Here is a 20,663-nt window from a genome sequence, read left to right on the forward strand (position 1 = left end):
AAAATCGTGAATGATCCTCGATTGTAAACTGTGGTCCGTGAACACTGCCCCTACCCTTTACCGCCATCTGCCGCGCCGGCACTGCACGGCTCCCAGCGCTTTGACCATCGGCAACTTCGATGGCGTGCATCTCGGCCACCAGGCGATCCTCGAACGGGTCCACGAACAGGCGGCAGAATACGGCTTGCTGCCCACGGTGATGACCTTCGCCCCGCATCCGCGCGCCTACTTCGCGCGGGTATCCGGCAAGCCGGGGTTGGCGCCGCCGCAGATCAGCACCCTGCGCGACAAAACGGCGCGTCTTGCGGCCTGCGGCATGCAACAGATCGTGATCCTCCGATTCGACCAGGCCCTGGCACACATGAGCGCCGAAGATTTCATCCTGAAGCTGCTCATCAGCGGGCTGAACACGCGGTGGCTGCTGGTCGGTGAAGATTTCCGCTTTGGCCACAAGCGCTCGGGCGACGTGGCGCTGCTCAAGCGCATGGCGCCCGAACTGGGGCTGACGGTCGAAACCCTGACGGACGTCACCGAACCGTCTGGGAAGCGCATTTCCAGCTCGACCTTGCGCACCGTGCTGGCAACCGGCCAGGTGGCCGAAGCCACCCGCCTGCTGGGTGCGGCGCCGCGCATCAGCGGCCACGTCGTCCACGGCCGCAAGCTGGGCCGGCGCATCGGCTTTCCGACCCTGAATCTGCGCGTCCCCGAGCCTTGTGCCATGCGCCGCGGCATCTACGTCGTACGCGTACTCGGGCTGGGGCCCGAGCCGTTGGCCGGCGTGGCCAGTCTGGGGGTTCGGCCTACGGTGGACGATGACGGACCCCTGCTGCTCGAGACGCACATCCTGGATGCCAGCCCGGACGCCTACGGTACACTGGTGTGCATCGAACTGTTGCACTTCCTGCGCGACGAAACAACCTTTTCCAACCTTGCCTCACTGGGCGCGGCCATCGGGAACGATGTGCAGGGCGCCCGCCTTTATTTTGCCTCCCATGGACTATAAAAAGACCCTCAACCTGCCCGAAACACCCTTTCCCATGCGCGGCAATCTGGCCAAGCGTGAACCGGGCTGGATCAGCCAATGGGAAGAAAACAAGGTCTATGCCGCCATCCGGGCCGCCGCCAAGGGGCGGCCCAAATTCATCTTGCACGATGGCCCTCCGTATGCCAACGGCGACATCCACATCGGCCACGCCGTCAACAAGATCCTCAAGGACATCATCGTCAAGAGCCGCGACCTGGCCGGCTATGATGCGCAATATGTGCCGGGGTGGGATTGCCACGGCATGCCCATCGAGATCCAGATCGAAAAGAAATACGGCAAGAATCTGCCCGTGGCCGAAATGCAGGCGCGCGCACGCGCCTACGCCACCGAGCAAATCGGCCGCCAGCGCAAAGACTTCAAGCGCCTGGGCGTGCTGGCCGACTGGGACAACCCGTACCTCACGATGAACCCGCACAACGAAGCCGACGAACTGCGCGCACTGGCACAGATCATGCGCAAGGGCTTCGTGTTTCGCGGCCTGAAACCCGTCAACTGGTGCTTCGACTGTGGCTCGGCCCTGGCCGAGGCCGAGGTCGAATACGCCGACCGGCGCGATACGGCCGTGGACGTCGCCTTTGCCTTCGATGATCATGCCGCGCTGGCCAAGGCATTTCATCTGTCCGAGCCGGTGGGGCCAGGCGCCCTCGTCATCTGGACTACGACGCCCTGGACCTTGCCGGCCAACCAGGCGCTCAACGTGCACCCGGAGCATGAATACGCCCTGGTGCAGCTCGATACCCCCCTGGCCACGGGCGCCCTGCTGCTGCTGGCGGCCGAACGCGTGGCGCCTTGCCTCGAGCAGTGGGGCCTGAAAGGCCGCATTCTTGCCAAGACGCCCGGCACGGCCCTCGTGGGGCTGGCGTTCCGGCACCCCCTCTACGAAGCCGACCCTGGCTACGCGCGCCTGGCGCCCATCCACCTTGGCGACTATGTCACCCTGGACTCGGGCACCGGCATCGTGCATTCGTCGCCGGCCTATGGGGTCGAAGACTTTCTCTCATGCCGCGCCCATGGCCTGGCCGACGAAGACATCCTCAATCCGGTCACGGGCAACGGGCACTACAGTCAGGATCTGCCCCTGTTCGGCGGCCAACTCATCTGGGACGCCAACCCACGCATCGTCCAGGCGCTCGAAACCGCGGGCCGCCTGGTGCATGCCCGGCCGCACGATCACAGTTACATGCACTGCTGGCGCCACAAGACACCCGTCATTTATCGTGCGACGAGCCAGTGGTTCGCCGGCATGGACATCCCCCCGAAAAAAGGCCCGACACTGCGCGAAATGGCGCTCAAGGGCATCGCCGATACGGCGTTCTACCCGGCCTGGGGCCGCGCCCGTCTGCACGCCATGATCGCCAGCCGCCCCGACTGGACCCTGTCGCGCCAGCGCCAATGGGGCGTACCCATGGCCTTCTTCGTGCACAAGGAAACGGGTAAGCTGCACCCCCGGACACCGGAACTGCTCGAGCAAGTGGCCCAACGCGTAGAAAAAGAAGGCATCGAAGCCTGGCAGGCCGTGTCGGTGCGCGACTTTCTGGGCGACGAAGCCGATCAATATGAAAAGAACCGCGACACGCTGGATGTCTGGTTCGATTCGGGGACCACGCATGCCACGGTCATGGGCGGCCTGGACCACGCCATCAAGGGGTCGCACACCGAGGCGCTGGCCTGGCCCGCCGACCTCTATCTCGAAGGCTCGGACCAGCATCGCGGCTGGTTCCATTCGTCTTTGCTGACGGGCTGCATGCTCTATGGCCGACCGCCCTACAAAGCTTTGCTCACGCATGGCTTCGTGGTCGATGGCCAGGGCAAGAAAATGAGCAAATCGGTGGGCAACGTCGTCTACCCACAAGAAGTGGCCAATACACTGGGCGCTGAAATTCTGCGCCTCTGGACGGCCGCCACGGATTATTCGGGCGAACTGTCCATCTCGCGCCAGATTCTCGACCGGGTGGTCGAATCCTACCGGCGCATCCGCAACACGCTGAAGTTCCTTCTGGGGAACCTGGCCGATTTCGACCCCCGGCAGAACGCCGTCGAGCCAGGTCGCTTGCTCGAAATCGACCGCTATGCGCTGGCCATGACCGCCGCCATGCAGGCTGAAGTGCTGGCCGCCTACGACACCTACGAATTCCACGCGGCCGTGGCCCGCCTGCAGATCTTCTGCTCCGAGGACCTGGGCGCCTTCTACCTCGACATCCTCAAAGACCGCCTCTACACGACGGCCGCCGACAGTCTTGCGCGGCGTTCGGCCCAAACCGGCCTGCACCATATCACGCATGCCCTGCTCAAGCTGCTGGCGCCCATTCTTTCATTCACCGCCGAAGAGGCCTGGGCCGACTTGCATCCGGGCCAGGTCATGCCCAGCCTCTTTACCGAACTGCATCATGCCCTGCCGGCCTTCGACGATGCGGATGCCCTGATGGCACGCTGGGCCCGCCTGCGCGCGATTCGTGCCGAAACCATGCGCGAGATCGAAACGGTGCGCTCGCGCGGCGAAATCGGCGCCTCGCTGGCCGCAGAAGTCGATTACCAGGCGGGCCCGGACGATTGCGCTCTGCTTCAGTCCCTAGGTGAAGATCTGCGTTTCGTGATGCTCGTCTCGCGCGCCGGCGTGCACCCCCATCCGGGTTCTCTGGAAATCCAGGTGCAGGCCAGCACGCACGCCAAATGCGCGCGCTGCTGGCACCATCGACCCGACGTCGGCGCCGATGCCGGGCACCCGGAACTCTGTGGGCGTTGTGTGCAAAACCTGTATCACCAAGGAGAAGCCCGTCACCATGCCTGAAGAACGCGTCGAAGACGTCCTGGCCTTTGATCGCCGCCTGCAGGTGTTTCGCTGGATGATGCTGTCCGTTCTGGTGCTGGTCATCGACCTCATCACAAAATCCTGGATCATCCGCCATCTGCACTATGACGACCGGATCCCCGTCTTGCCGTTTTTCGACCTGACGCTGCGCTACAACGAAGGCATCGCCTTCGGTTTCCTCGTCGGCGTGGGCAGCGAAAACCGCTGGCTGTTGCCAGCCGTCGCGATCGTGGCGATCGCGGTCATCGCGTTCTGGATTTATCGCGATGCCGGCAACAAGTTTCATTGCACGGCGTTGGCGCTCATCCTCGGGGGCGCCGCCGGCAACGCCTGGGAGCGTATCGACATGGGCTACGTGACGGACTTCTTCCTGTTTTACTGGAATGCATGGTATTTTCCGGCTTTCAACGTGGCGGATGCCGCCATCACGGTCGGTGCCGCCATGCTGATCTACGAAGAAGTGCAGCACAGTTGGCGCGCGCGCGCCAGAAAGCCGAGGTAACGCCATGCCTGATCTCATTGGTAAACGCATCGTACTGGGCCTGACGGGCGGCATCGCCTGTTACAAGTCGGCCGAACTGCTGCGACGCCTGCAAGACGAAGGGGCGAAGGTCGATGTGGTCATGACCGAAGCCGCCACCCGTTTCATCACCGAAGCCACTTTCCAGGCCTTGTCCGGCCGGCCCGTCTGGGTGGACGCCTGGGACGCCCGCATGGCCAATCGCATGGCGCACATCAACCTGGCGCGGAGCGCGGATGCCATTCTGGTGGCCCCGGCCAGTACGGATTTTCTCGCCCGCATCACGCACGGCCTGGCCGACGACCTGCTCACCGCCTTGTGCGTGGCCCGCGGGGCGGTCCCCCTGTTGGTGGCGCCGGCCATGAATCACGAAATGTGGACTCACGCGGCCACCCAGCGCAACGCGCGGCAATTGCTGGCCGACGGCGTACAGCTGATTGGGCCCGCAGAAGGCGAGCAAGCCTGCGGTGAAACCGGATCGGGGCGCATGATGGAAGCCGACCAGATCCTGCGCGCCCTGATCGCATTCTTTCAGCCCAAGCGGCTGGCCGGTCGAACCGTCCTGATCACCGCCGGCCCCACCAGCGAAACCATCGATCCAGTACGCGTCCTGACCAACCGGTCATCCGGACGCATGGGGTATGCGCTGGCGCGCGCCTGTGCTGAAGCCGGAGCGTGCGTCACCCTGGTTTCCGGGCCGGTCAGCCTGCCCTGTCCCGACGGCGTGACCCGCATCGCGGTAGACTCCGCCCGCCAGATGCACGCGGCGGTCATGCGCCAGGCCGCCACGGTCGATTTGTTCCTGGCGGTTGCAGCGGTAGCCGACTGGGGCGTTGCCAACCCCTCTGCACAAAAGCTGAAGAAATCCGCCCAGGCGCCGCTGCCACCGCTGCAGTTCGTGCCGAATCCCGACATCCTGGCAGATGTTGCCGCCCTGCCCGGCGGTCCCTGGTGCATGGGCTTTGCGGCTGAAACCGAGCACCTGCACGAGCACGCTCAGGCCAAACGGCTGCGCAAGGGGGTTGAGCTGATCGTCGGCAACCTGGCACAAGAGGCCATGGGCGCCGAAGACACTGAACTCGTTCTGTTTGATGATCAGGGGGCCCATCCCCTGCCCCGACAGGGCAAACTGCAGGCGGCGCGCGAATTGGTGCTCGAAATCAGCCGGCGGCTGCCGCCCGCCCCCAGCGTCGCCACGGCGCCCCTCTGAAGCTGGATCTGCCATGCAACGACGTCTCATCCAGGCCCGCATCGTCAATCCACTCCTGGGTGGAAAAATCGCCCTGCCCACGTATGCCACCGATGGATCGGCCGCGCTCGACCTGCGCGCTTGCCTGCCTGAACCCCAAGTCCTGCTTCCGGGCGAGCGCCTGCCCATCGGCACCGGGCTGGCGCTGAACATGATGGATCCCGGCCTGGTGGCCATCGTCGCCTCTCGCTCCGGCCTATCGCTCAAGCACGGCATTCGGGTGGCCCAGGGGATCGGCGTAATCGATGCCGACTACCACGGCGAAATCAAGGTGCTCCTGAGCAACGAGGGCGAGCAGGCCTACGAAATCCAGCCGGGCGAACGCATTGCGCAGCTGCTGTTCCAGCCAGTCGTGCTGGTCGATCTGCATATGGTCGACGCGTTCGACACCACGACCCGCCGCGGCATCGGCGGGTTTGGCAGCACAGGCACCCTCTAGGCGGCATGGCCGCCCAAGGGCCGTGCTGTTCAGCCAACCATCATCAGCGACGCGTTGCCGCCCGCAGCCGCCGTATTGATACATACGGCCAATTCGCGCACCAGCATTTCGAGCGGATACGCCCGGCCGGCCGCCAGTTCGTCATGGTTGAGCGCCACGACCGGAACTATGGGCCCCGGACGCGAAGCCACGGCAAGGGTCAAGGCCTGCAACGCGTCACTGTCGCCCTCGAACAGCACGGCCTGGAAGCTGGCTGCATCCAGGGCTTCGGCGGCCACCCACTGGAGCCCGCCGCCGCCCGTCGCCGCATTCGTTGCCGTATTCGCTGCCGCGTGCCAGGCGCGGACGTCGGGGTGATCCACCCACAGCATCGCATTGCCGGTGCGCGTGCAGGCCTCGAGCTGGGCCTGGGCCCCCTGCGCGCTGGATGCGTGGCACAGAACCGTGCCACGCGGCTTCAGGTGGTAGTGGTTGGATTCGCCGGTGGGGCCGGGCAATGACAGGCCGGCCGCTTCGGTGGACGACGGTTTCGTCGGCAGCCAGGCGGGCCCGCTGGCCAGCAGACGATGCAGATATAGCGGCCCCCCGGCCTTGGGGCCCGTGCCGGAGAGCCCTTCGCCGCCAAATGGCTGGACCCCCACGGTGGCGCCCACGATGTTGCGGTTGACGTACATGTTGCCTGCCCGCACGCGGGTGGTGACGTGGCGCACCATTTCGTCCAGGCGCGTGTGCACGCCGAAGGTGAGCCCGTAGCCGCGAGCGTTGATGGCCTCGATCAGCGTATTCAGGCCCTCTCTGGGGTAGCGCAGTACGTGCAGCACCGGACCGAACACCTCGCGTTCGAGCTGCGCCACGTCGTCGATGAAAATCAGCGTGGGCGCCACGTACGTGCCCCGTCGGGCCAGCGCCGGGTCGAGCGGATAGCGCACCACTTCGTGGCCAGCCGCCTGCATGGCCTGCACGTGCGCCTCGATCGAAGCGCGTGCTTCGGCATCGATGACCGGACCGATGTCGGTGGCCAGAAGCTCTGGACGGCCGACACGCAGTTCGAGCAGGGCACCCCTGAGCATGTCGAGCGTGCGGTCGGCACAGTCTTCCTGAACACACAGGATGCGCAAGGCTGAACAACGCTGGCCCGCGGAATCGAATGCCGAGTCGAGCACGTCGTAGACCACCTGTTCGGTGAGCGCGGACGAATCCACGATCATCGCATTCAGGCCCCCTGTCTCGGCGACGAGCGGAATGGGGTGACCGGTCTCATCCAGGCGGGCCGCCAGCGTTATAGCGATCTGCCGCGCCACCTCCGTGGAACCGGTGAACAACACGCCCCGAATGCCGGGGTGTGCCACCAGCGCGGCACCGACGGTTTCACCCCGGCCCGGCAACAGCTGCAGCGCGTCGGATGGCACCCCGGCCCGGTGCAACACCGATACCCCGTAGGCGCCGATCAACGCCGCCTGTTCGGCCGGCTTGGCGAGCACCACATTGCCAGCGGCCAGCGCCGCGCTGATCTGGCCGGTAAAGATGGCCAGCGGGAAATTCCATGGGCTGATGCACAGTACGGGCCCCAGCGGCCGGTGGCTGTCGTTCGAGAAACCGGCCTCGATCTGCTGTGCGTAATAACGCAGAAAATCGACGGCCTCGCGCACTTCGGCGATCGCATTCGGGTAGGATTTTCCTGCCTCGCGCACGATCAGGCCGATCGACAACTGCATTTCGTCTTCCATCAGTTGTGCGGCCTGCCGCAAGCAGTGGGCTCTTTCTGCCACCGCAGTGGCCTGCCAGATCGGTGCCGCATATTCAGCCTGGCGCAGGGCGCGCCGCACGTCGTCGTCACCGGCCTCGAACACCTGCCCCACGACATCCCGGTGATCGGCGGGATTGAGCACCGGCTGTCCAGGCTCATCTTCGCCCCGGCCAGCCGGCGCTGCCCGCCAGGGCCGATCCGCCCCCGCAAGCAAGGCCGCAGCCAGCGACCCCAGGCGGTGCTCGCTGGTCAGGTCGACGCCCTGCGAATTGAGCCGGTGCCCGGCCTGGTAAAGATCCCGGGGCAAGGGAATGCGCTCGTGGGGCGCACCCAGCGGCTGGACGCCGCGTGCCCTGACAACGGGATCCTGAATGAGCGTATCGACCGGGATACCCATATCACCGATCTGGTTGACGAACGACGTGTTTGCGCCATTTTCGAGCAGGCGCCGGACCAGGTAGGCCAACAGCGTTTCATGCGTACCCACGGGCGCGTACACGCGGCACGGACGGTTCAACCGCCCTTTGGATACCGGACCCACCACTTCTTCGTACAGGGGTTCCCCCATGCCGTGCAGGCATTGGAATTCGTATTGACCCGGGTAGTAATTTTCGCCGGCGAGAAAATAGATCGAGGCCAGAGTCTGGGCATTGTGGGTGGCAAACTGCGGATAGACCGCCTCTGGGGCGGCAAGCAGCCGTCGGGCGCAAGCGAGATAGGAAATATCGGTATGCACTTTGCGTGTATACACTGGATAGCCCTCGAGGCCGTCCACCTGCGCGCGCTTGATTTCGCTGTCCCAGTAGGCGCCCTTCACCAGGCGGATCATGAGGCGATGCCGCGTGCGCCTGGCCAGGTCGATGATGAAATCGATCACCAGCGGGGCCCGTTTCTGGTAGGCCTGAATCACGAAACCAATGCCATTCCAGCCGGCCAGACGCGTGTCGACGCAGAGCGCCTCGAGAAGATCGAGTGAAAGCTCCAGGCGATCGGCTTCTTCGGCATCGATATTCAGGCCGATGTCGTATTGGCGCGCCAGAACGGCCAGGTCGGCCAGGCGCGGCAAGAGCTCGGCCATGACCCGGTCGCGCTGGGCGCGCTCATAGCGTGGATGCAGTGCGGACAGTTTGATCGAAATGCCGGGCCCTTCGTAAATGCCGCGGCCCTGGGCCGCCTTGCCGATGGCGTGGATGGCCTGCTCGTACGACTGCCGATAACGCTCGGCGTCGTACGCGGTCGTGGCGGCCTCACCCAGCATATCGTACGAATACCGAAAGCCCGCGTCCTCGTATTTGCGGCTATTGGCCAACGCGGCCGAGATGGTCTGCCCCGTCACGAATTGCTCGCCCATCAAGCGCATCGCCATGTTCACGCCACGGCGAATCAGCGGTTCACCGCCCCGCCCGATCAGACGGGCGAGCGCCTGCGACAGTTTTTGCTCGCTGTTGACGCTGACCAGTTTACCCGTGACCACCAGCCCCCAAGTGGCTGCGTTCACGAACAGCGACCGCGATTCGCCCAAGTGGGCACGCCAGTCACCCTGACTGATCTTGTCCCGGATCAGCGCATCGCGCGTCGCCTGGTCGGGAATGCGCAGCAAGGCTTCCGCCAGGCACATCAATGCCACGCCTTCCTGGCTGGACAGGGAGAATTCCTGGATCAACCCCTCGACCCCACCCCCCCGGCGCTTGCCGCGCAAGGCGACCACCAGGCGCCGGGCCAATGCCTGCACCGCATCGGGTTGTACCGATTCCGCCTGTTCGAGCAGCATGCGGACGCAATCCGGCTCGGGACGCCGGTACGCCGCCGTAATGGCTGCGCGCAGCACCGACTGTGGCTGGACTTCCTGGGCGAATTCATGAAAAGGCGGCTGCCATTCGGGCTCTGGCGCCGGTTCGGGCGGCGCGCCTTCGCCGCCTGGCTGGCGCTGCAGTTCGGGCGGCACCTGGCCGCGCTCTATGGATTCGATATAGCTCAGCAACGCCTGCTTGTGTAGCCAGTGCGGCGTGCAACCCATGGAATCCGCCACACTGCGCAGGCGTTCGCGCAAGGATTCATCGACTTTGACGCCTAAGGTGACAGTCGCCATATCGCCAATAAGTAAACCAGATGTCTATTTAGGTACAACCAAATTTTGACACTTGATAAGAACCTTGTAAACCCGTGGTTAACCCGGTGGCCGCCTCGGTGATCAACTCGGACAAGAGGCGCGCCGCATCACGCTGCGACTGCACGAGGTCGGGCACGCTGCCGCCTGCCGGAACCTGAATGTCGGCTTCACAGATACGCGGCGCCTCGCTGCCTGGCGCCTGGTCCACCCAGATGGCCGCCAAACGGGAGAATTCGCCCCAGACCAGGTCGAACCGGGTCAGCCGCACCTCGATGCTGCGAGCGGGGCGGCCCGACGCCATCGGCAGCCGCTGCAGATCCACCAGGCCCAGGCCCATGCTGACCCGAGCGGACAATACCGCCTGCAACTGGCTGTCGAGCGAGGCGGACCACAGCGATTCATTGAGCACCTGAACTTCGCCGGCCGGATCATGCCGGGGATCCCGCACGACCAACTGCAGGCGATCGACTTGCGCGGGCACCTCGACCACATCCAGCCGCAGACCATGCGGCGCCAGCGGGTCCGCGGCGGCGGAACCATTGGCTGGCATGGCCGGCGCGCGCGGCGATTCAGCGTCCTGCACGGGGATCAGGCTGTAATAGCGGGTGGGCGCGGTGGCACAGGCGCTGAGCACGCACAGGAACAACAGGATGGGCCAGATCGGCATACGGTCTCTCATCAACGCAGGGTATCACGCGGCAAACCACGCAGCAGAGATTCGGGGTGGGCCTGTAGAAGATCCGCCAGCACCCGCAATGCCCGCGCCGCCTGGCTCACTTGTTGCATCGTGGTCTGCAGCCCCCCCATCGTCGCGTGCAAACTGCCCATGACGGGTGCCTCGGGGCCCAGCGCCGCGCCCACCTGGTCGAGCGAGCGCCGGGCCGCCGTCAGGGCGTCGGATGCCTCGGGCACCAGTTGCGTGTCCAGTCGGCCCAGCAGCGTGTTGAGCGAGGCCAGGCTGTCGGCCAGATTGCGCCCGATGTCGTCGAGCGGCAACGCATCCAGCTTGGTGACGATGCTGCCGACCTGCTGCTGCAGCCGGTCGAACTCGCCGGGAATGGTCGGCACCAGGGTCGCCATGGGGGGTTCATCGCCCGGAGTTTCCTCGGGGATCTCATCCTTGGAACAAAAACTCAGTGCAACGTATTGAATCCCCGTCAGCAGGTTGGCCGTCTTCAATTGAGCGCACAAGCCATTTTCGACCAATGGATCGATCAGCGAGGCACTGCGGGCGTCGCCAGCGGCCTTGACCAGTTTTGGATACAGCTGGCCGAAGCGCATGGGGTACAGATTGGCTCGCACCCGCGTATAAAAACGTCGGTGGCGTGCGTCATATTCCAGATCGATGTCCAGCACATGACCAATCGGCATGCCCCGGAATTCGACACCCGCCCCCACCTGCAGGCCCCGCACCGACTGGGCAAAACGCATTTCGATGGGCAGCGGGATGCCATCCGGCTCTGCGAGCGCCTTCTTGCGCGTTTCGAACAATTCGAACTGCGTGCCGGGCGCCGCTGGCTCGCGCGACGCGACGCCATCGAAAGTGCTTGCTTCATCGGCCGGTGCAAAAGAGATGCCGCCATCCAGAATCGCCGACAGGCCGCTGGTGCGCAGTTCGACCCCGTTGGCCGAGATGGTCATGTCGATCCCGCTGTCATTCCAGAAACGCGAATCGGACGTCACATAGGCGTCGTATGGGGCTTCGACGAAAATCTGCATCTGAACGGAGCGCCCGTCGTCGGCCAGGGCGTACGACACCACCCGCCCCACGTCGATGCGCCGGTAGTACACGCGCGAGCCCACGCGCAGCGAGCCCAGCGTACCCGAGGTCAGCGTGAAGCGCGTACCCAGCTGGCCGCTGATGACCTCGGGCGGGTTTTTAAGGCCCTCGAATTCGAACACGGGCTTGTCGTCCGAGCGCTCGAGCGGCGCATCCACACTGAGATACACGCCTGAGATCAGGGTGTCCAGCCCCGACACCCCCGAAATGCTGACTCGCGGCTCGACCACCCAGAATTTGGCGGCCTCTTGGGTGATGTACCCCGAGCCCTCGCGTTGCAGCTGCACGTCGATCAACACGTGTTCGCGATCGGGCGCCACCCGGACCGCCGAGACCTCGCCCACCACCACGTTGCGGTAGCGCAGCTTGGTTTGCCCCGTTTCGATGCCCGCGGCCGTGTCGAAGCTGATGGTGATGACCGGGCCGCTGCGCACCCACACCGACGCCAGCAGCGACAGCCCCACGGCCAGGGCCAGCAGCGGCACCAGCCAGACCCATGACCAATGCAACGTGCGCCCTGGACGGATCGTTGGCGTCTGGACGGACCCGGGGCCCTCCGGCCCGCTTGCAGGCGGGCCGCCCCCCGGTAACAGGTCTTCTGAGGGCGCCCCCGTGCCCGACCGATCAGAGTCTGTCATGCCGTTCTTCATCCCGTGTGCTGGCTCGGAGCCGGTCCCAGCCTGAACGCGGATCATAGCGCATGGCGGCCCACATGGTCAGCACGACCACCGCGCCGAAATTCAGCGCAGCCGGCCCGATATCGATTTTCGACAGGCCCGGAAAATTAGCCATGGCGGCCATGAGCACCACCACGAAGACATCCAGCATGGACCACTGGCCGATGAATTCGACCATGGTGTACAGGCGCGTGCGCATGCGCTGCACGGGCACGCCGCGAGGGCGGGTTCGCAAGAGCAGATACGCCAGCGCAATCAGTTTGGTGACGGGAACCATCACGCTCGCCACGAACACGATCACGGCCAGGTCCAGCGCCCCCATCTGCCAGAGTTCGACGACCCCGCCAAGAATCGTATGGCTGCTGTTGCCCAGCACCGATTGAAACTCCATCATGGGCAGGGTGTTGGCCGGTATGTAGAAAATGACAGCAGCCAGCACCAGGGCCCAGACTTCGTTTGGCTGGCCGCGGCGCCCGCTGCCCAGACGGGCGGCACAACGCCGGCAATGGTCATCTGCCGAGGGGGCCTGCACGAAACCGCATGCTTCGCAGACCGTACCCTGCCCATGCTGCCCGGACACTGGAACCAGGCCGGCGTCCTCGGCACGGCGCCACAGATTGTGGGCATTCCAGCGGCCCATCCCGGTCAGCAGGAAGCTGAGCAGGAAAAACCCGATGAGGCCCGGCCCGACGTGTAAATGAGCCAGATCGGCCATCTTCACGATGGAGACGAGAATTCCGAGAATCAGCACGGTGGCCATGGACCAGGGCGACAGCGCGTGGATCAGCCGTAAGGACAGGGCCTGCCTGAAAGGCTGCCGCCCCGACACAATGGCGTGCAGCACGCGCAGCGTCAGTGCAATCAGAAGCAGCGGAAACCAGAAGCCCACGAGCCCGGTCATGATCGAGACGCTGTAGTAGCCGCGGTCCCAGGCCAGCCGCAAAGCCTGCCAGAATGTCACCTGGACTTCCAGCCCCATGAGCGTCAGCGTCCCGATCGGAAACCACTGGGCGATGGCGAAGACGATCAGGCAGGTCCAGACCATCGCGATCCATTGAGCGGGCGTCAGCCAGCCGCGCCGGTAGAGCAGCCCCGAACAGCAGCGGCAAAACGCCCTGCCGCGCGTACCCGGATCGAGGCGCACGTGCAGGGTATCGCAATGCGGACAGGCGATGAGCGGCTGGCGGGCCTGCATCAATCGACGAGTTCAGGCTCGGGGCGCGCCCGCGCCACGTGCCCATGGGGGCTGGCGTCATCGAAACGCAGTACGACCTGCCCCTGGGCGTCGAGATCGACGCAGACTTGCCCGCCCTGCGCCAGGCGCCCGAACAGGAGTTCATCGGCCAGGACACGCCGTATGGTGTCCTGGATGAGCCGCTGCATGGGCCGGGCCCCCATGGTGGGATCGAAGCCTTCCCGGGCAAGGTACTCGCGCAGCGCCGGCGTGAACTGCACCTCGACCCGTTTTTCGTGCAACTGGTCTTCGAGCTGCATGAGGAACTTGTCGACCACCTGGAGGATCACTTCGGGCGGGAGGGACGCAAACCCAATGATCGCATCGAGCCGGTTGCGGAACTCGGGCGTGAACAGGCGTTTGATCTCGGCCATTTCGTCGCCCACCTGGGCCGTATTGGCGAAACCGATGGTGGGACGGCTCAGTGCCTCGGCGCCTGCATTGGTGGTCATGATGATGATGACGTTGCGGAAATCCGCCTTGCGCCCATTGTTGTCGGTGAGCGTGCCGTGATCCATCACCTGCAGCAGGATGTTGTAGACGTCGGGGTGCGCTTTTTCGATTTCATCGAGCAACAGCACGCAGTGCGGCTGCTTGGTGACCGCCTCGGTGAGCAGGCCGCCCTGGTCGAAACCAACATACCCCGGAGGCGCACCGATGAGGCGTGAAACCGTATGCCGTTCCATGTATTCGGACATGTCGAAACGCAGCAGTTCGATGCCCAGCACAAAAGCCAATTGCCGCGCGACCTCGGTCTTGCCTACGCCGGTGGGCCCGGAAAACAGGAAGCTGCCGATGGGCTTGTCGGGGCGCCCCAGCCCCGAGCGCGCCATCTTGATGGCCGCGGCCAGTGCGGCGATCGCCTTGTCCTGGCCAAATACCACCGCTTTGAGATCCCGTTCGAGCGTGGCCAGGCGGTTGCGGTCATCGGTCGAGACGCTTTGTGGCGGAATGCGCGCGATGCGCGCCACGGTGGCCTGGATTTCCGGCTTGCCGATCAGTTTTTTCTGTTTGGATTTGGGCAGCAGGCGCTGGGCCGCCCCTGCCTCGTCGATGACGTCGATGGCCTTGTCGGGCAGGAACCGGTCGCTGATGTGGCGCGCCGAAAGCTCTGCGGCAGCCGACAGGGCGGCACCCGAATACCGGACCTTGTGATGCGCCTCGAAGCGGCCCTTGAGGCCGCGCAGAATGCGTATGGTCTGCTCGACCGTGGGTTCGGGCACGTCGATTTTCTGGAAGCGCCGCGCCAGCGCGTGGTCTTTTTCGAAGATCCCGCGATACTCTGTATAGGTGGTTGCCCCGATGCATTTGAGCCGCCCGGTCGAGAGGGCTGGCTTGAGCAGGTTGGAGGCATCGAGCGTGCCGCCGGATGCCGAACCGGCCCCGATCAGGGTATGGATTTCGTCGATGAAGAGCACGGCATCGCGGTCGTCCTTGAGTGCCTTCAGGACCAGCTTGAGACGCTGTTCGAAATCGCCCCGGTATTTGGTACCCGCCAGCAACGCCCCCATATCGAGCGCATACACGCGGGTGGGCAGCAGGACGTCCGGTACGTCGCCCTTGGTGATGCGCCAGGCAAGGCCTTCGGCAATGGCGGTCTTGCCGACCCCGGCCTCGCCCACCAGCAACGGGTTGTTCTTGCGCCGGCGGCACAGGATCTGAATAACGCGCTCGACCTCGTCTTCGCGGCCGATGAGCGGGTCGATGTGCCCTTTCAGGGCTTCTGCATTGAGGTCGGTGGCATAGGTTTCGAGCGGCGACTTCTGCGCGTCGCGCGGCTCGGGGCCGGGCGGCTCGTTGCGGACCGACCGGGGGGGAGCGGGTTCGTCTGGCGTCTTGGTAATGCCGTGAGACAGGTAATTGACCACATCCAGGCGCGAAACCCCCTGCTGGACCAGGAAATACACGGCGTGTGAATCTTTTTCGCCATACATGGCCACCAGCACGTTGGCCCCCGTCACCGCCGCCTTGTTGGCGCCGCTGGAGGACACGTGCATGATCGCACGCTGGATGACCCGCTGGAACCCCAGCGTGGGCTGGGTGTCGACCTCGCCCGTGCCAGGAAACACCGGCGTGTTCTCTACGACGAATTTGCGCAGATCCTGGCGCAGGAGTTCGATGTCGGCGCCACACGCGCGCAGGACTTCGGCCGCCGACGCATTGTCGAGCAGGGACAACAGCAAATGTTCTATGGTGATGAATTCGTGCCGGGCCGCGCGGGCCTCGACAAAAGCCATGTGCAGGCTGACTTCAAGTTCTTCGGAAATCACGCTTCCTCCATCGCATCGGAGCGGATGAATCTATCCGTTGTCTCTATTCTATGACTAAAACCGCCTGTCGTCGGCTTCAGTGAAAACCCGCCATGAAAACACGCCACGATATTTACGATGCGGGCTTCGCGATACGGGCCGGCGAAATGGCCGATCAGCAGGCTGGCACCGGCTCCATGCGGCATTGCAGGGGATGCTGGCCGGCCTGCGCCATGCGCAACACCCTGTCGACCCGCGTGGCTGCCACGTCGCGCGTATAAATGCCGCACACGCCCCGGCCATCGTAATGAACCTGCAACATGATGCGTTCGGCCTCTTCGAGGCCCTTGTGAAAAACGACGCGCAAGACGCGCACCACGAAATCCATGGGCGTGTAATCGTCATTCAGCAGCAGAACCTGGTACATGGGCGGCGGGGCAAGCCGAACGGATACGGGTTCGGTGACCTGCGGGAGCTGTAAATCGGTCGACATCACGCCCAACCTAGTGGTTTCCATAGTTGACTGAATGATATTGAATTCAGCATGATTTGGGTGCCCCGCAAACCATTGCTGGCAACCGGGTACCGTATCCACCCCATACTATAGTCGAGAGGCAGTTTGCATGTCCGAATCCGTCGAAAGCACCGAAACCCCGCAGAAAATCAGCGGTACGGTCAAATGGTTCAACGATGCCAAGGGTTTTGGCTTCATCACCCCAGATAACGGGGGCGAAGATCTTTTCGCACACTTTTCATCCATCCAGATGAATGGTTTTAAAACCCTGAAAGAAGGCCAGAAGGTCGTCTTCGATATTGCGCAAGGCCCCAAGGGCAAGCAGGCACTCAATATCTCGGCTGCCTGAACACGCTGTATCCTGTCTGGTTGAATCCCTTTTGATTTTATAATCATTCAGGGCCTGTGGCTGTGCATTTGCACCCCCGCAGGCCCTGAACGGCTTTTCATGCATGGCCGGAACGCCGTGATGCACGGCCACGACCCCAACCCCCCGACGCCAGAGCCCACCATGCGGATGACGACATCCTATTTGCCCAGGCTGACACGGGCCATGACGCTGGCCGCCATCGCGGCGGCCGCCCCCGCCGTGGCGCAAAACCCATTGCCCGAGCAGGCGCTGCGGGTCGGGCCGCACACCATACGGGTCGAACGGGCCGATACCCCCTACACCCAGTCTCAGGGCCTGATGTACCGTCACGATTTAGACGAAGATGCCGGCATGCTGTTCGAATTCGACGCGACCGATACGCTCTGCTTCTGGATGAAGAATACCTTGATCCCGTTGTCGATTGCATTCATCCACGAACAGCGCATCGTCGACATCCAGGACATGCAACCGCTCACCACGGAGAGCCATTGTTCGGCGTACCCCGCCAACCAAGCGCTGGAAATGAACCAGGGCTGGTTTGCGCGTCATGGCATACGGGTTGGGGACCCCATCGGCAAGATACCGTCCGTGCCCCCGACACCCTCTGGCCCGGGGGCCCTTAACCGAGATTTTGCGCCGCAAAGTCCCAATTGACCAGCTGCCAGAAGCTTTCCAGGTATTTCGGCCGCGCATTGCGGTAGTCGATGTAATAGGCGTGCTCCCAGACATCGCAGGTCAGCAGCGCGGTATTGTCTGTGTTGACGGTGGTGCCGGCATTGCTGGTGTTGACGATGTCCAGCGAACCGTCGGGCTTCTTGACCAGCCAGGTCCAGCCCGAACCGAAATTACCCGCCGCAGACTGGCTGAAAGCGGTCTTGAAGGCATCTACGCTGCCCCACTTGGCTTCGATCGCCTGGCGCAGCGCGCCCGAGGGCTCGCCCCCCCCCTTGGGAGACAGGCTGTTCCAGTAGAACGTGTGATTCCAGACCTGGGCTGCGTTATTGAAGACGCCGCCACTGGACTTGCGAATGACGTCTTCCAGGCTGAGTGCCGCCATGTCGGTGCCTTCGATGGCCTTGTTGAGATTGTTGACGTATGCCTGATGGTGCTTGCCGTAATGGTATTCGAGCGTTTCTTTCGAGATGTGCGGTACAAGCGCATCCAGGGCATACGGAAGAGCGGGCAAAGTAAAAGCCATGATGGTTCCTTCTGACGGGTTCAAACTTCTTCAAGTCTAACGCATTTTGAACGCCGCACCCAATGGCCCGCACACCGGCCCGCACACCGGCCGGCGGGTCTGACGGCAGACCCCCGGCACGCCCGATCATCGCCGAAACGCCCGCCATCGCGCACTCTCACCCGGATACATCCCGTCGCGCCCGGGCCCACCTGTCCACAGAGAACCGAAATTTGTCAAACCCGTGGATTCACAAGCCAATCAAGGCAAATGGTCATGTGAATTCTAAATTAACGTTCATAAGTTATTGATTTATATGAAGTGATAAAAACATCACAAAATGCTCAATAAATAACCAATCGACCAGCAGATGGCTTGAATCATGCCTTTTGACGAGCTTGTGCACAGAATTATCCACAGATTCTGTGGATACCTGCCCCTCTCTTCCGCGCAAATGAGCCCAGAGACACGCCGCGCATGACACACAGGCACGCGGTGCCTATAAAATGGCCCCGTACGCCGTGAGACGGCGCCGACCACAAGGACATCCAAAGGTGCTTGACATCATCGACGAAGCCGGCTGGCCGATCTGGCTGCTGGTGGCCTGCTCAGTCATTACCCTGGCCATCATCATCGAACGTTTCATGGCTTTGCGCACACGCCAGATCATGCCGGCAGGCCTGCCCGAACAAGTGCTCGAGCTGGTCCGCCGCCAACAAGACGAGCCCGACACCATTCTGCGCCTGGCGCGCGGCAGCCCCATGGGCCGCATCCTCGCCGAAGTGGCCGCGCAGCGCCACCAGGAAGACGCCTGGCGCCTGTCGGCCATCGAATCCGTGGGCCGGGATGTGTCCTGGCGGCTCAACCGCTACCTGCCGGCCCTGGCCACCCTGTCGGTGATCGCGCCACTGCTCGGGCTGTTCGGCACGGTCGTGGGCATGATCGAAATCTTCGGCTCCTACGATCCCAGCGGCGGCGACCCCAGTCAGCTGGCGCGTGGCATCTCGATCGCGCTCTACAACACCGGCTTTGGAATCCTCATTGCCATCCCGGCCCTGGCGTTTCACCGCTACTTCCGCTCACGCGTCGAATACTTCCTGCATACAATGGAACGCGAGGCCGAAACCCTGAACCGGCTCATCAGCCGGCGCGCCACGCCATGAACTTCAGCCATCGCGAAGAACACGATTCTCCGGAAATCAACCTGATCCCCCTGATCGACGTGCTGCTGGTCATACTGATTTTCCTGGCAGCCACCACGTCGTTCTCGCGCCAGACCCGGCTGGAAGTCATCCTGCCCCAGGCTCAGGCCGAAGCGCTGGACCCGACCCCGGTCATCGAGCTCGACATCAGTCCGGACGGCCTGTATGCGCTCGACAACCATGCGCTCGACATCCGCTCGGACGAGGACCTGGCCCATCATCTGCAACGCGCGCTGGCCGAACGCCCCGATGCCACCCTGCGCGTGGCGGCCGACGGCCAGGCGCGGCATGCGGCCGTGGTGCGGGCGCTCGAGGCGGCCCGGCTGGCACACATCGAACGCATCCAGTTCCTCACCCAGACCCAACCGTGAAGCGCGCAGAAGACGTCCTGCACCGGGTCTGGAGCGGGCGCGGTCCGGTCAGCACCCTGCTGCTGCCGCTGTCGTGGCTATACGGCTGCTTGTCGGATGCCCACCTCCGGCGCCAGTCGCACGGGGCTTGGCGGGCGCCCGTACCCGTCATCGTGATCGGCAACATTCTCATCGGGGGCACGGGCAAGACCCCGCTGGCCCAGGCCCTGTGCGCCTATTTGCAACATCAGGGGCGGCGCCCGGGGCTGATCAGCCGGGGCTATGGCGTGCGCATCGGAACGCGCCCCCATCTCAGCCAGGACGCCCAGGACAGCCGCTGGCTGGGCGACGAGCCCGCTTTGCTGCACGCGGCCACACAGGTGCCTGTGGCCGTGCACCCACGGCGCGTCCTGGCCGCACAGGCCTTGCTGGCCGCCTGCCCCGAAGTGGACGTGCTGGTGGCCGACGATGGCCTGCAGCATCGCGCCCTGGCGCGCGACATCGAAATCATCGTCCAGGACGAGCGCGGCATTGGCAATGGCCGGCGCCTGCCGGCCGGCCCGCTGCGCGAGTCCCCCGCACGGCTGCAGCAGGCGGACTGGCTGGTCACCCACGTTTCCGCCCGCCCCCGCGAGGGGCCGGCTGTCCGCGAGACGGCACGGTTCGGCGATCCATCCGCCGCCTTGGCCAGCCAGGCGGCCGCGGGCCGGCATGTCACCATGCGCCTGCAAGCGACCCACGTGGAACACCTGGGCAGCGGCACCGTACAGCCGTGGGCAGCCTGGCGCGAACAACAGGCCGGCAGACCGGTCAGCGCCGTAGCGGGCATCGGCCAGCCAGCGCGGTTCTTTGCCATGCTGCAGGCGCAGGGCCTGGCTTTGCACGATACGGTGGCACTGCCGGATCACGGGCGGCTGACAGCTGCGACCCTGGCACGGCTACCCGCCGGCCCCGTCTTGCTGACCGCCAAAGATGCGATCAAGTGCCGGCCGCCCCACGACGGCCGCCTGTGGATGGTGCACGCGCAGGCGGTATTTTCTCCGGCATCCTGGATGGCGGATCTGTTCACGCAGCTGGCCCGGGCGCCGTCGGGCACGGATTGAGCGGCCACGCTGGCTGGCCAGTGCCCCCCAATCGCCCGCCCAGGCATTAGAATGTCCACTTTGCCTCTGGATACGCTATTTTGGCGTT

Annotated in this window: 17 protein-coding genes; 10 read left to right on the plus strand and 7 right to left on the minus strand. The window is 64.2% G+C overall.

Annotated elements, in window-relative coordinates; translation table 11 throughout:
* Positions 1–37 precede the first annotated feature (37 nt).
* From WCZ84_RS03255 to dut, 5 genes are read left to right on the plus strand one after another with little or no spacing between them, the layout of a single operon-like run.
* Positions 38–1,003, plus strand: a complete 966-nt coding sequence (locus WCZ84_RS03255; protein ID WP_372684824.1) for a bifunctional riboflavin kinase/FAD synthetase — start codon at positions 38–40, stop codon at positions 1,001–1,003.
* Positions 993–3,833 (plus strand): isoleucine--tRNA ligase, encoded by a 2,841-nt coding sequence (gene ileS, locus WCZ84_RS03260; RefSeq protein WP_372684825.1) that lies wholly within the window; start codon positions 993–995, stop codon positions 3,831–3,833. Before WCZ84_RS03255 ends, ileS begins: the two co-directional genes overlap by 11 nt.
* A complete protein-coding gene (gene lspA, locus WCZ84_RS03265; protein WP_372684826.1) occupies positions 3,826–4,356 on the plus strand; it encodes a signal peptidase II in 531 nt (176 codons plus the stop codon). Before ileS ends, lspA begins: the two co-directional genes overlap by 8 nt.
* A gap of 4 nt (positions 4,357–4,360) precedes the next feature.
* Complete coding sequence (gene coaBC / locus WCZ84_RS03270; protein ID WP_372684827.1) at positions 4,361–5,584, plus strand: bifunctional phosphopantothenoylcysteine decarboxylase/phosphopantothenate--cysteine ligase CoaBC; 1,224 nt, start codon at positions 4,361–4,363, stop codon at positions 5,582–5,584.
* 13 nt (positions 5,585–5,597) lie between these two features.
* Complete coding sequence (gene dut / locus WCZ84_RS03275; RefSeq protein WP_372684828.1) at positions 5,598–6,062, plus strand: dUTP diphosphatase; 465 nt, start codon at positions 5,598–5,600, stop codon at positions 6,060–6,062.
* A gap of 29 nt (positions 6,063–6,091) precedes the next feature.
* Here dut and putA read toward each other — a convergent pair whose 3' ends face one another.
* The 6 genes from putA to clpS form a co-directional block, all read right to left on the minus strand.
* Positions 6,092–9,898: a trifunctional transcriptional regulator/proline dehydrogenase/L-glutamate gamma-semialdehyde dehydrogenase gene (gene putA / locus WCZ84_RS03280; protein ID WP_372684829.1), complete on the minus strand. Its 3,807-nt coding sequence runs from the start codon at positions 9,896–9,898 to the stop codon at positions 6,092–6,094.
* Between the two features lie 28 nt (positions 9,899–9,926).
* On the minus strand, positions 9,927–10,586 hold the full coding sequence (locus tag WCZ84_RS03285) for a membrane integrity-associated transporter subunit PqiC (RefSeq protein ID WP_372684830.1): 660 nt from the start codon (positions 10,584–10,586) through the stop codon (positions 9,927–9,929).
* Positions 10,587–10,597: 11 nt separating this feature from the next.
* Complete coding sequence (locus WCZ84_RS03290) at positions 10,598–12,337, minus strand: intermembrane transport protein PqiB (RefSeq protein WP_372684831.1); 1,740 nt, start codon at positions 12,335–12,337, stop codon at positions 10,598–10,600.
* On the minus strand, positions 12,324–13,571 hold the full coding sequence (locus WCZ84_RS03295) for a paraquat-inducible protein A (RefSeq protein ID WP_372684854.1): 1,248 nt from the start codon (positions 13,569–13,571) through the stop codon (positions 12,324–12,326). Before WCZ84_RS03295 ends, WCZ84_RS03290 begins: the two co-directional genes overlap by 14 nt.
* On the minus strand, positions 13,571–15,880 hold the full coding sequence (gene clpA / locus WCZ84_RS03300) for an ATP-dependent Clp protease ATP-binding subunit ClpA (protein ID WP_372684832.1): 2,310 nt from the start codon (positions 15,878–15,880) through the stop codon (positions 13,571–13,573). The genes WCZ84_RS03295 and clpA overlap by 1 nt, the downstream gene beginning before the upstream one ends.
* A gap of 154 nt (positions 15,881–16,034) precedes the next feature.
* Positions 16,035–16,352, minus strand: coding sequence for an ATP-dependent Clp protease adapter ClpS (gene clpS, locus WCZ84_RS03305; protein WP_372684833.1), 318 nt, complete (start codon positions 16,350–16,352; stop codon positions 16,035–16,037).
* Positions 16,353–16,482: 130 nt separating this feature from the next.
* Between clpS and WCZ84_RS03310 the strand changes: the two genes are divergently transcribed.
* Positions 16,483–16,722 (plus strand): cold-shock protein, encoded by a 240-nt coding sequence (locus tag WCZ84_RS03310; RefSeq protein WP_372684834.1) that lies wholly within the window; start codon positions 16,483–16,485, stop codon positions 16,720–16,722.
* A 168-nt stretch (positions 16,723–16,890) separates the two neighbouring features.
* The gene (locus WCZ84_RS03315; RefSeq protein WP_372684835.1) at positions 16,891–17,397 is read left to right on the plus strand and encodes a DUF192 domain-containing protein; all 507 of its coding nucleotides are present in this window, start codon (positions 16,891–16,893) and stop codon (positions 17,395–17,397) included.
* Here WCZ84_RS03315 and sodB read toward each other — a convergent pair.
* Positions 17,363–17,941, minus strand: coding sequence for a superoxide dismutase [Fe] (sodB, locus tag WCZ84_RS03320; RefSeq protein WP_372684836.1), 579 nt, complete (start codon positions 17,939–17,941; stop codon positions 17,363–17,365). The genes WCZ84_RS03315 and sodB overlap by 35 nt on opposite strands.
* A gap of 533 nt (positions 17,942–18,474) precedes the next feature.
* On the opposite strand from sodB, the gene WCZ84_RS03325 reads away from it, so the two are divergent.
* Genes WCZ84_RS03325 through lpxK form a run of 3 tightly spaced genes read left to right on the plus strand, consistent with a single transcriptional unit; the run spans position 18,475 to position 20,575 of the window.
* Positions 18,475–19,083, plus strand: coding sequence for a MotA/TolQ/ExbB proton channel family protein (locus tag WCZ84_RS03325; protein ID WP_372684837.1), 609 nt, complete (start codon positions 18,475–18,477; stop codon positions 19,081–19,083).
* Positions 19,080–19,493, plus strand: coding sequence for an ExbD/TolR family protein (locus WCZ84_RS03330; RefSeq protein WP_372684838.1), 414 nt, complete (start codon positions 19,080–19,082; stop codon positions 19,491–19,493). The genes WCZ84_RS03325 and WCZ84_RS03330 overlap by 4 nt, the downstream gene beginning before the upstream one ends.
* Positions 19,490–20,575 carry a tetraacyldisaccharide 4'-kinase gene (gene lpxK, locus WCZ84_RS03335; RefSeq protein ID WP_372684839.1) on the plus strand — a complete coding sequence of 362 codons (1,086 nt, stop codon included), beginning with the start codon at positions 19,490–19,492 and terminating at the stop codon, positions 20,573–20,575. The genes WCZ84_RS03330 and lpxK overlap by 4 nt, the downstream gene beginning before the upstream one ends.
* The last annotated feature ends 88 nt before the right edge of the window (positions 20,576–20,663 follow it).

Origin of the sequence: Castellaniella sp. (assembly GCF_041675725.1) — a bacterium.
Lineage (GTDB): Bacteria > Pseudomonadota > Gammaproteobacteria > Burkholderiales > Burkholderiaceae_B > Castellaniella.

What these genes read in the sequence shown, in the direction of transcription:
- ileS (WP_372684825.1), top strand. Translation starts at nt 993, where the DNA reads ATGGACTATAAAAAGACCCTCAACCTGCCCGAAACACCCTTTCCCATG.
- lspA (WP_372684826.1), top strand. Translation starts at nt 3,826, where the DNA reads ATGCCTGAAGAACGCGTCGAAGACGTCCTGGCCTTTGATCGCCGCCTG.
- coaBC (WP_372684827.1), top strand. Translation starts at nt 4,361, where the DNA reads ATGCCTGATCTCATTGGTAAACGCATCGTACTGGGCCTGACGGGCGGC.
- dut (WP_372684828.1), top strand. Translation starts at nt 5,598, where the DNA reads ATGCAACGACGTCTCATCCAGGCCCGCATCGTCAATCCACTCCTGGGT.
- putA (WP_372684829.1), bottom strand. Translation starts at nt 9,898, where the DNA reads ATGGCGACTGTCACCTTAGGCGTCAAAGTCGATGAATCCTTGCGCGAA.
- WCZ84_RS03285 (WP_372684830.1), bottom strand. Translation starts at nt 10,586, where the DNA reads ATGCCGATCTGGCCCATCCTGTTGTTCCTGTGCGTGCTCAGCGCCTGT.
- WCZ84_RS03290 (WP_372684831.1), bottom strand. Translation starts at nt 12,337, where the DNA reads ATGACAGACTCTGATCGGTCGGGCACGGGGGCGCCCTCAGAAGACCTG.
- WCZ84_RS03295 (WP_372684854.1), bottom strand. Translation starts at nt 13,571, where the DNA reads ATGCAGGCCCGCCAGCCGCTCATCGCCTGTCCGCATTGCGATACCCTG.
- clpS (WP_372684833.1), bottom strand. Translation starts at nt 16,352, where the DNA reads ATGTCGACCGATTTACAGCTCCCGCAGGTCACCGAACCCGTATCCGTT.
- WCZ84_RS03310 (WP_372684834.1), top strand. Translation starts at nt 16,483, where the DNA reads ATGTCCGAATCCGTCGAAAGCACCGAAACCCCGCAGAAAATCAGCGGT.
- WCZ84_RS03315 (WP_372684835.1), top strand. Translation starts at nt 16,891, where the DNA reads ATGACGACATCCTATTTGCCCAGGCTGACACGGGCCATGACGCTGGCC.
- sodB (WP_372684836.1), bottom strand. Translation starts at nt 17,941, where the DNA reads ATGGCTTTTACTTTGCCCGCTCTTCCGTATGCCCTGGATGCGCTTGTA.
- WCZ84_RS03330 (WP_372684838.1), top strand. Translation starts at nt 19,080, where the DNA reads ATGAACTTCAGCCATCGCGAAGAACACGATTCTCCGGAAATCAACCTG.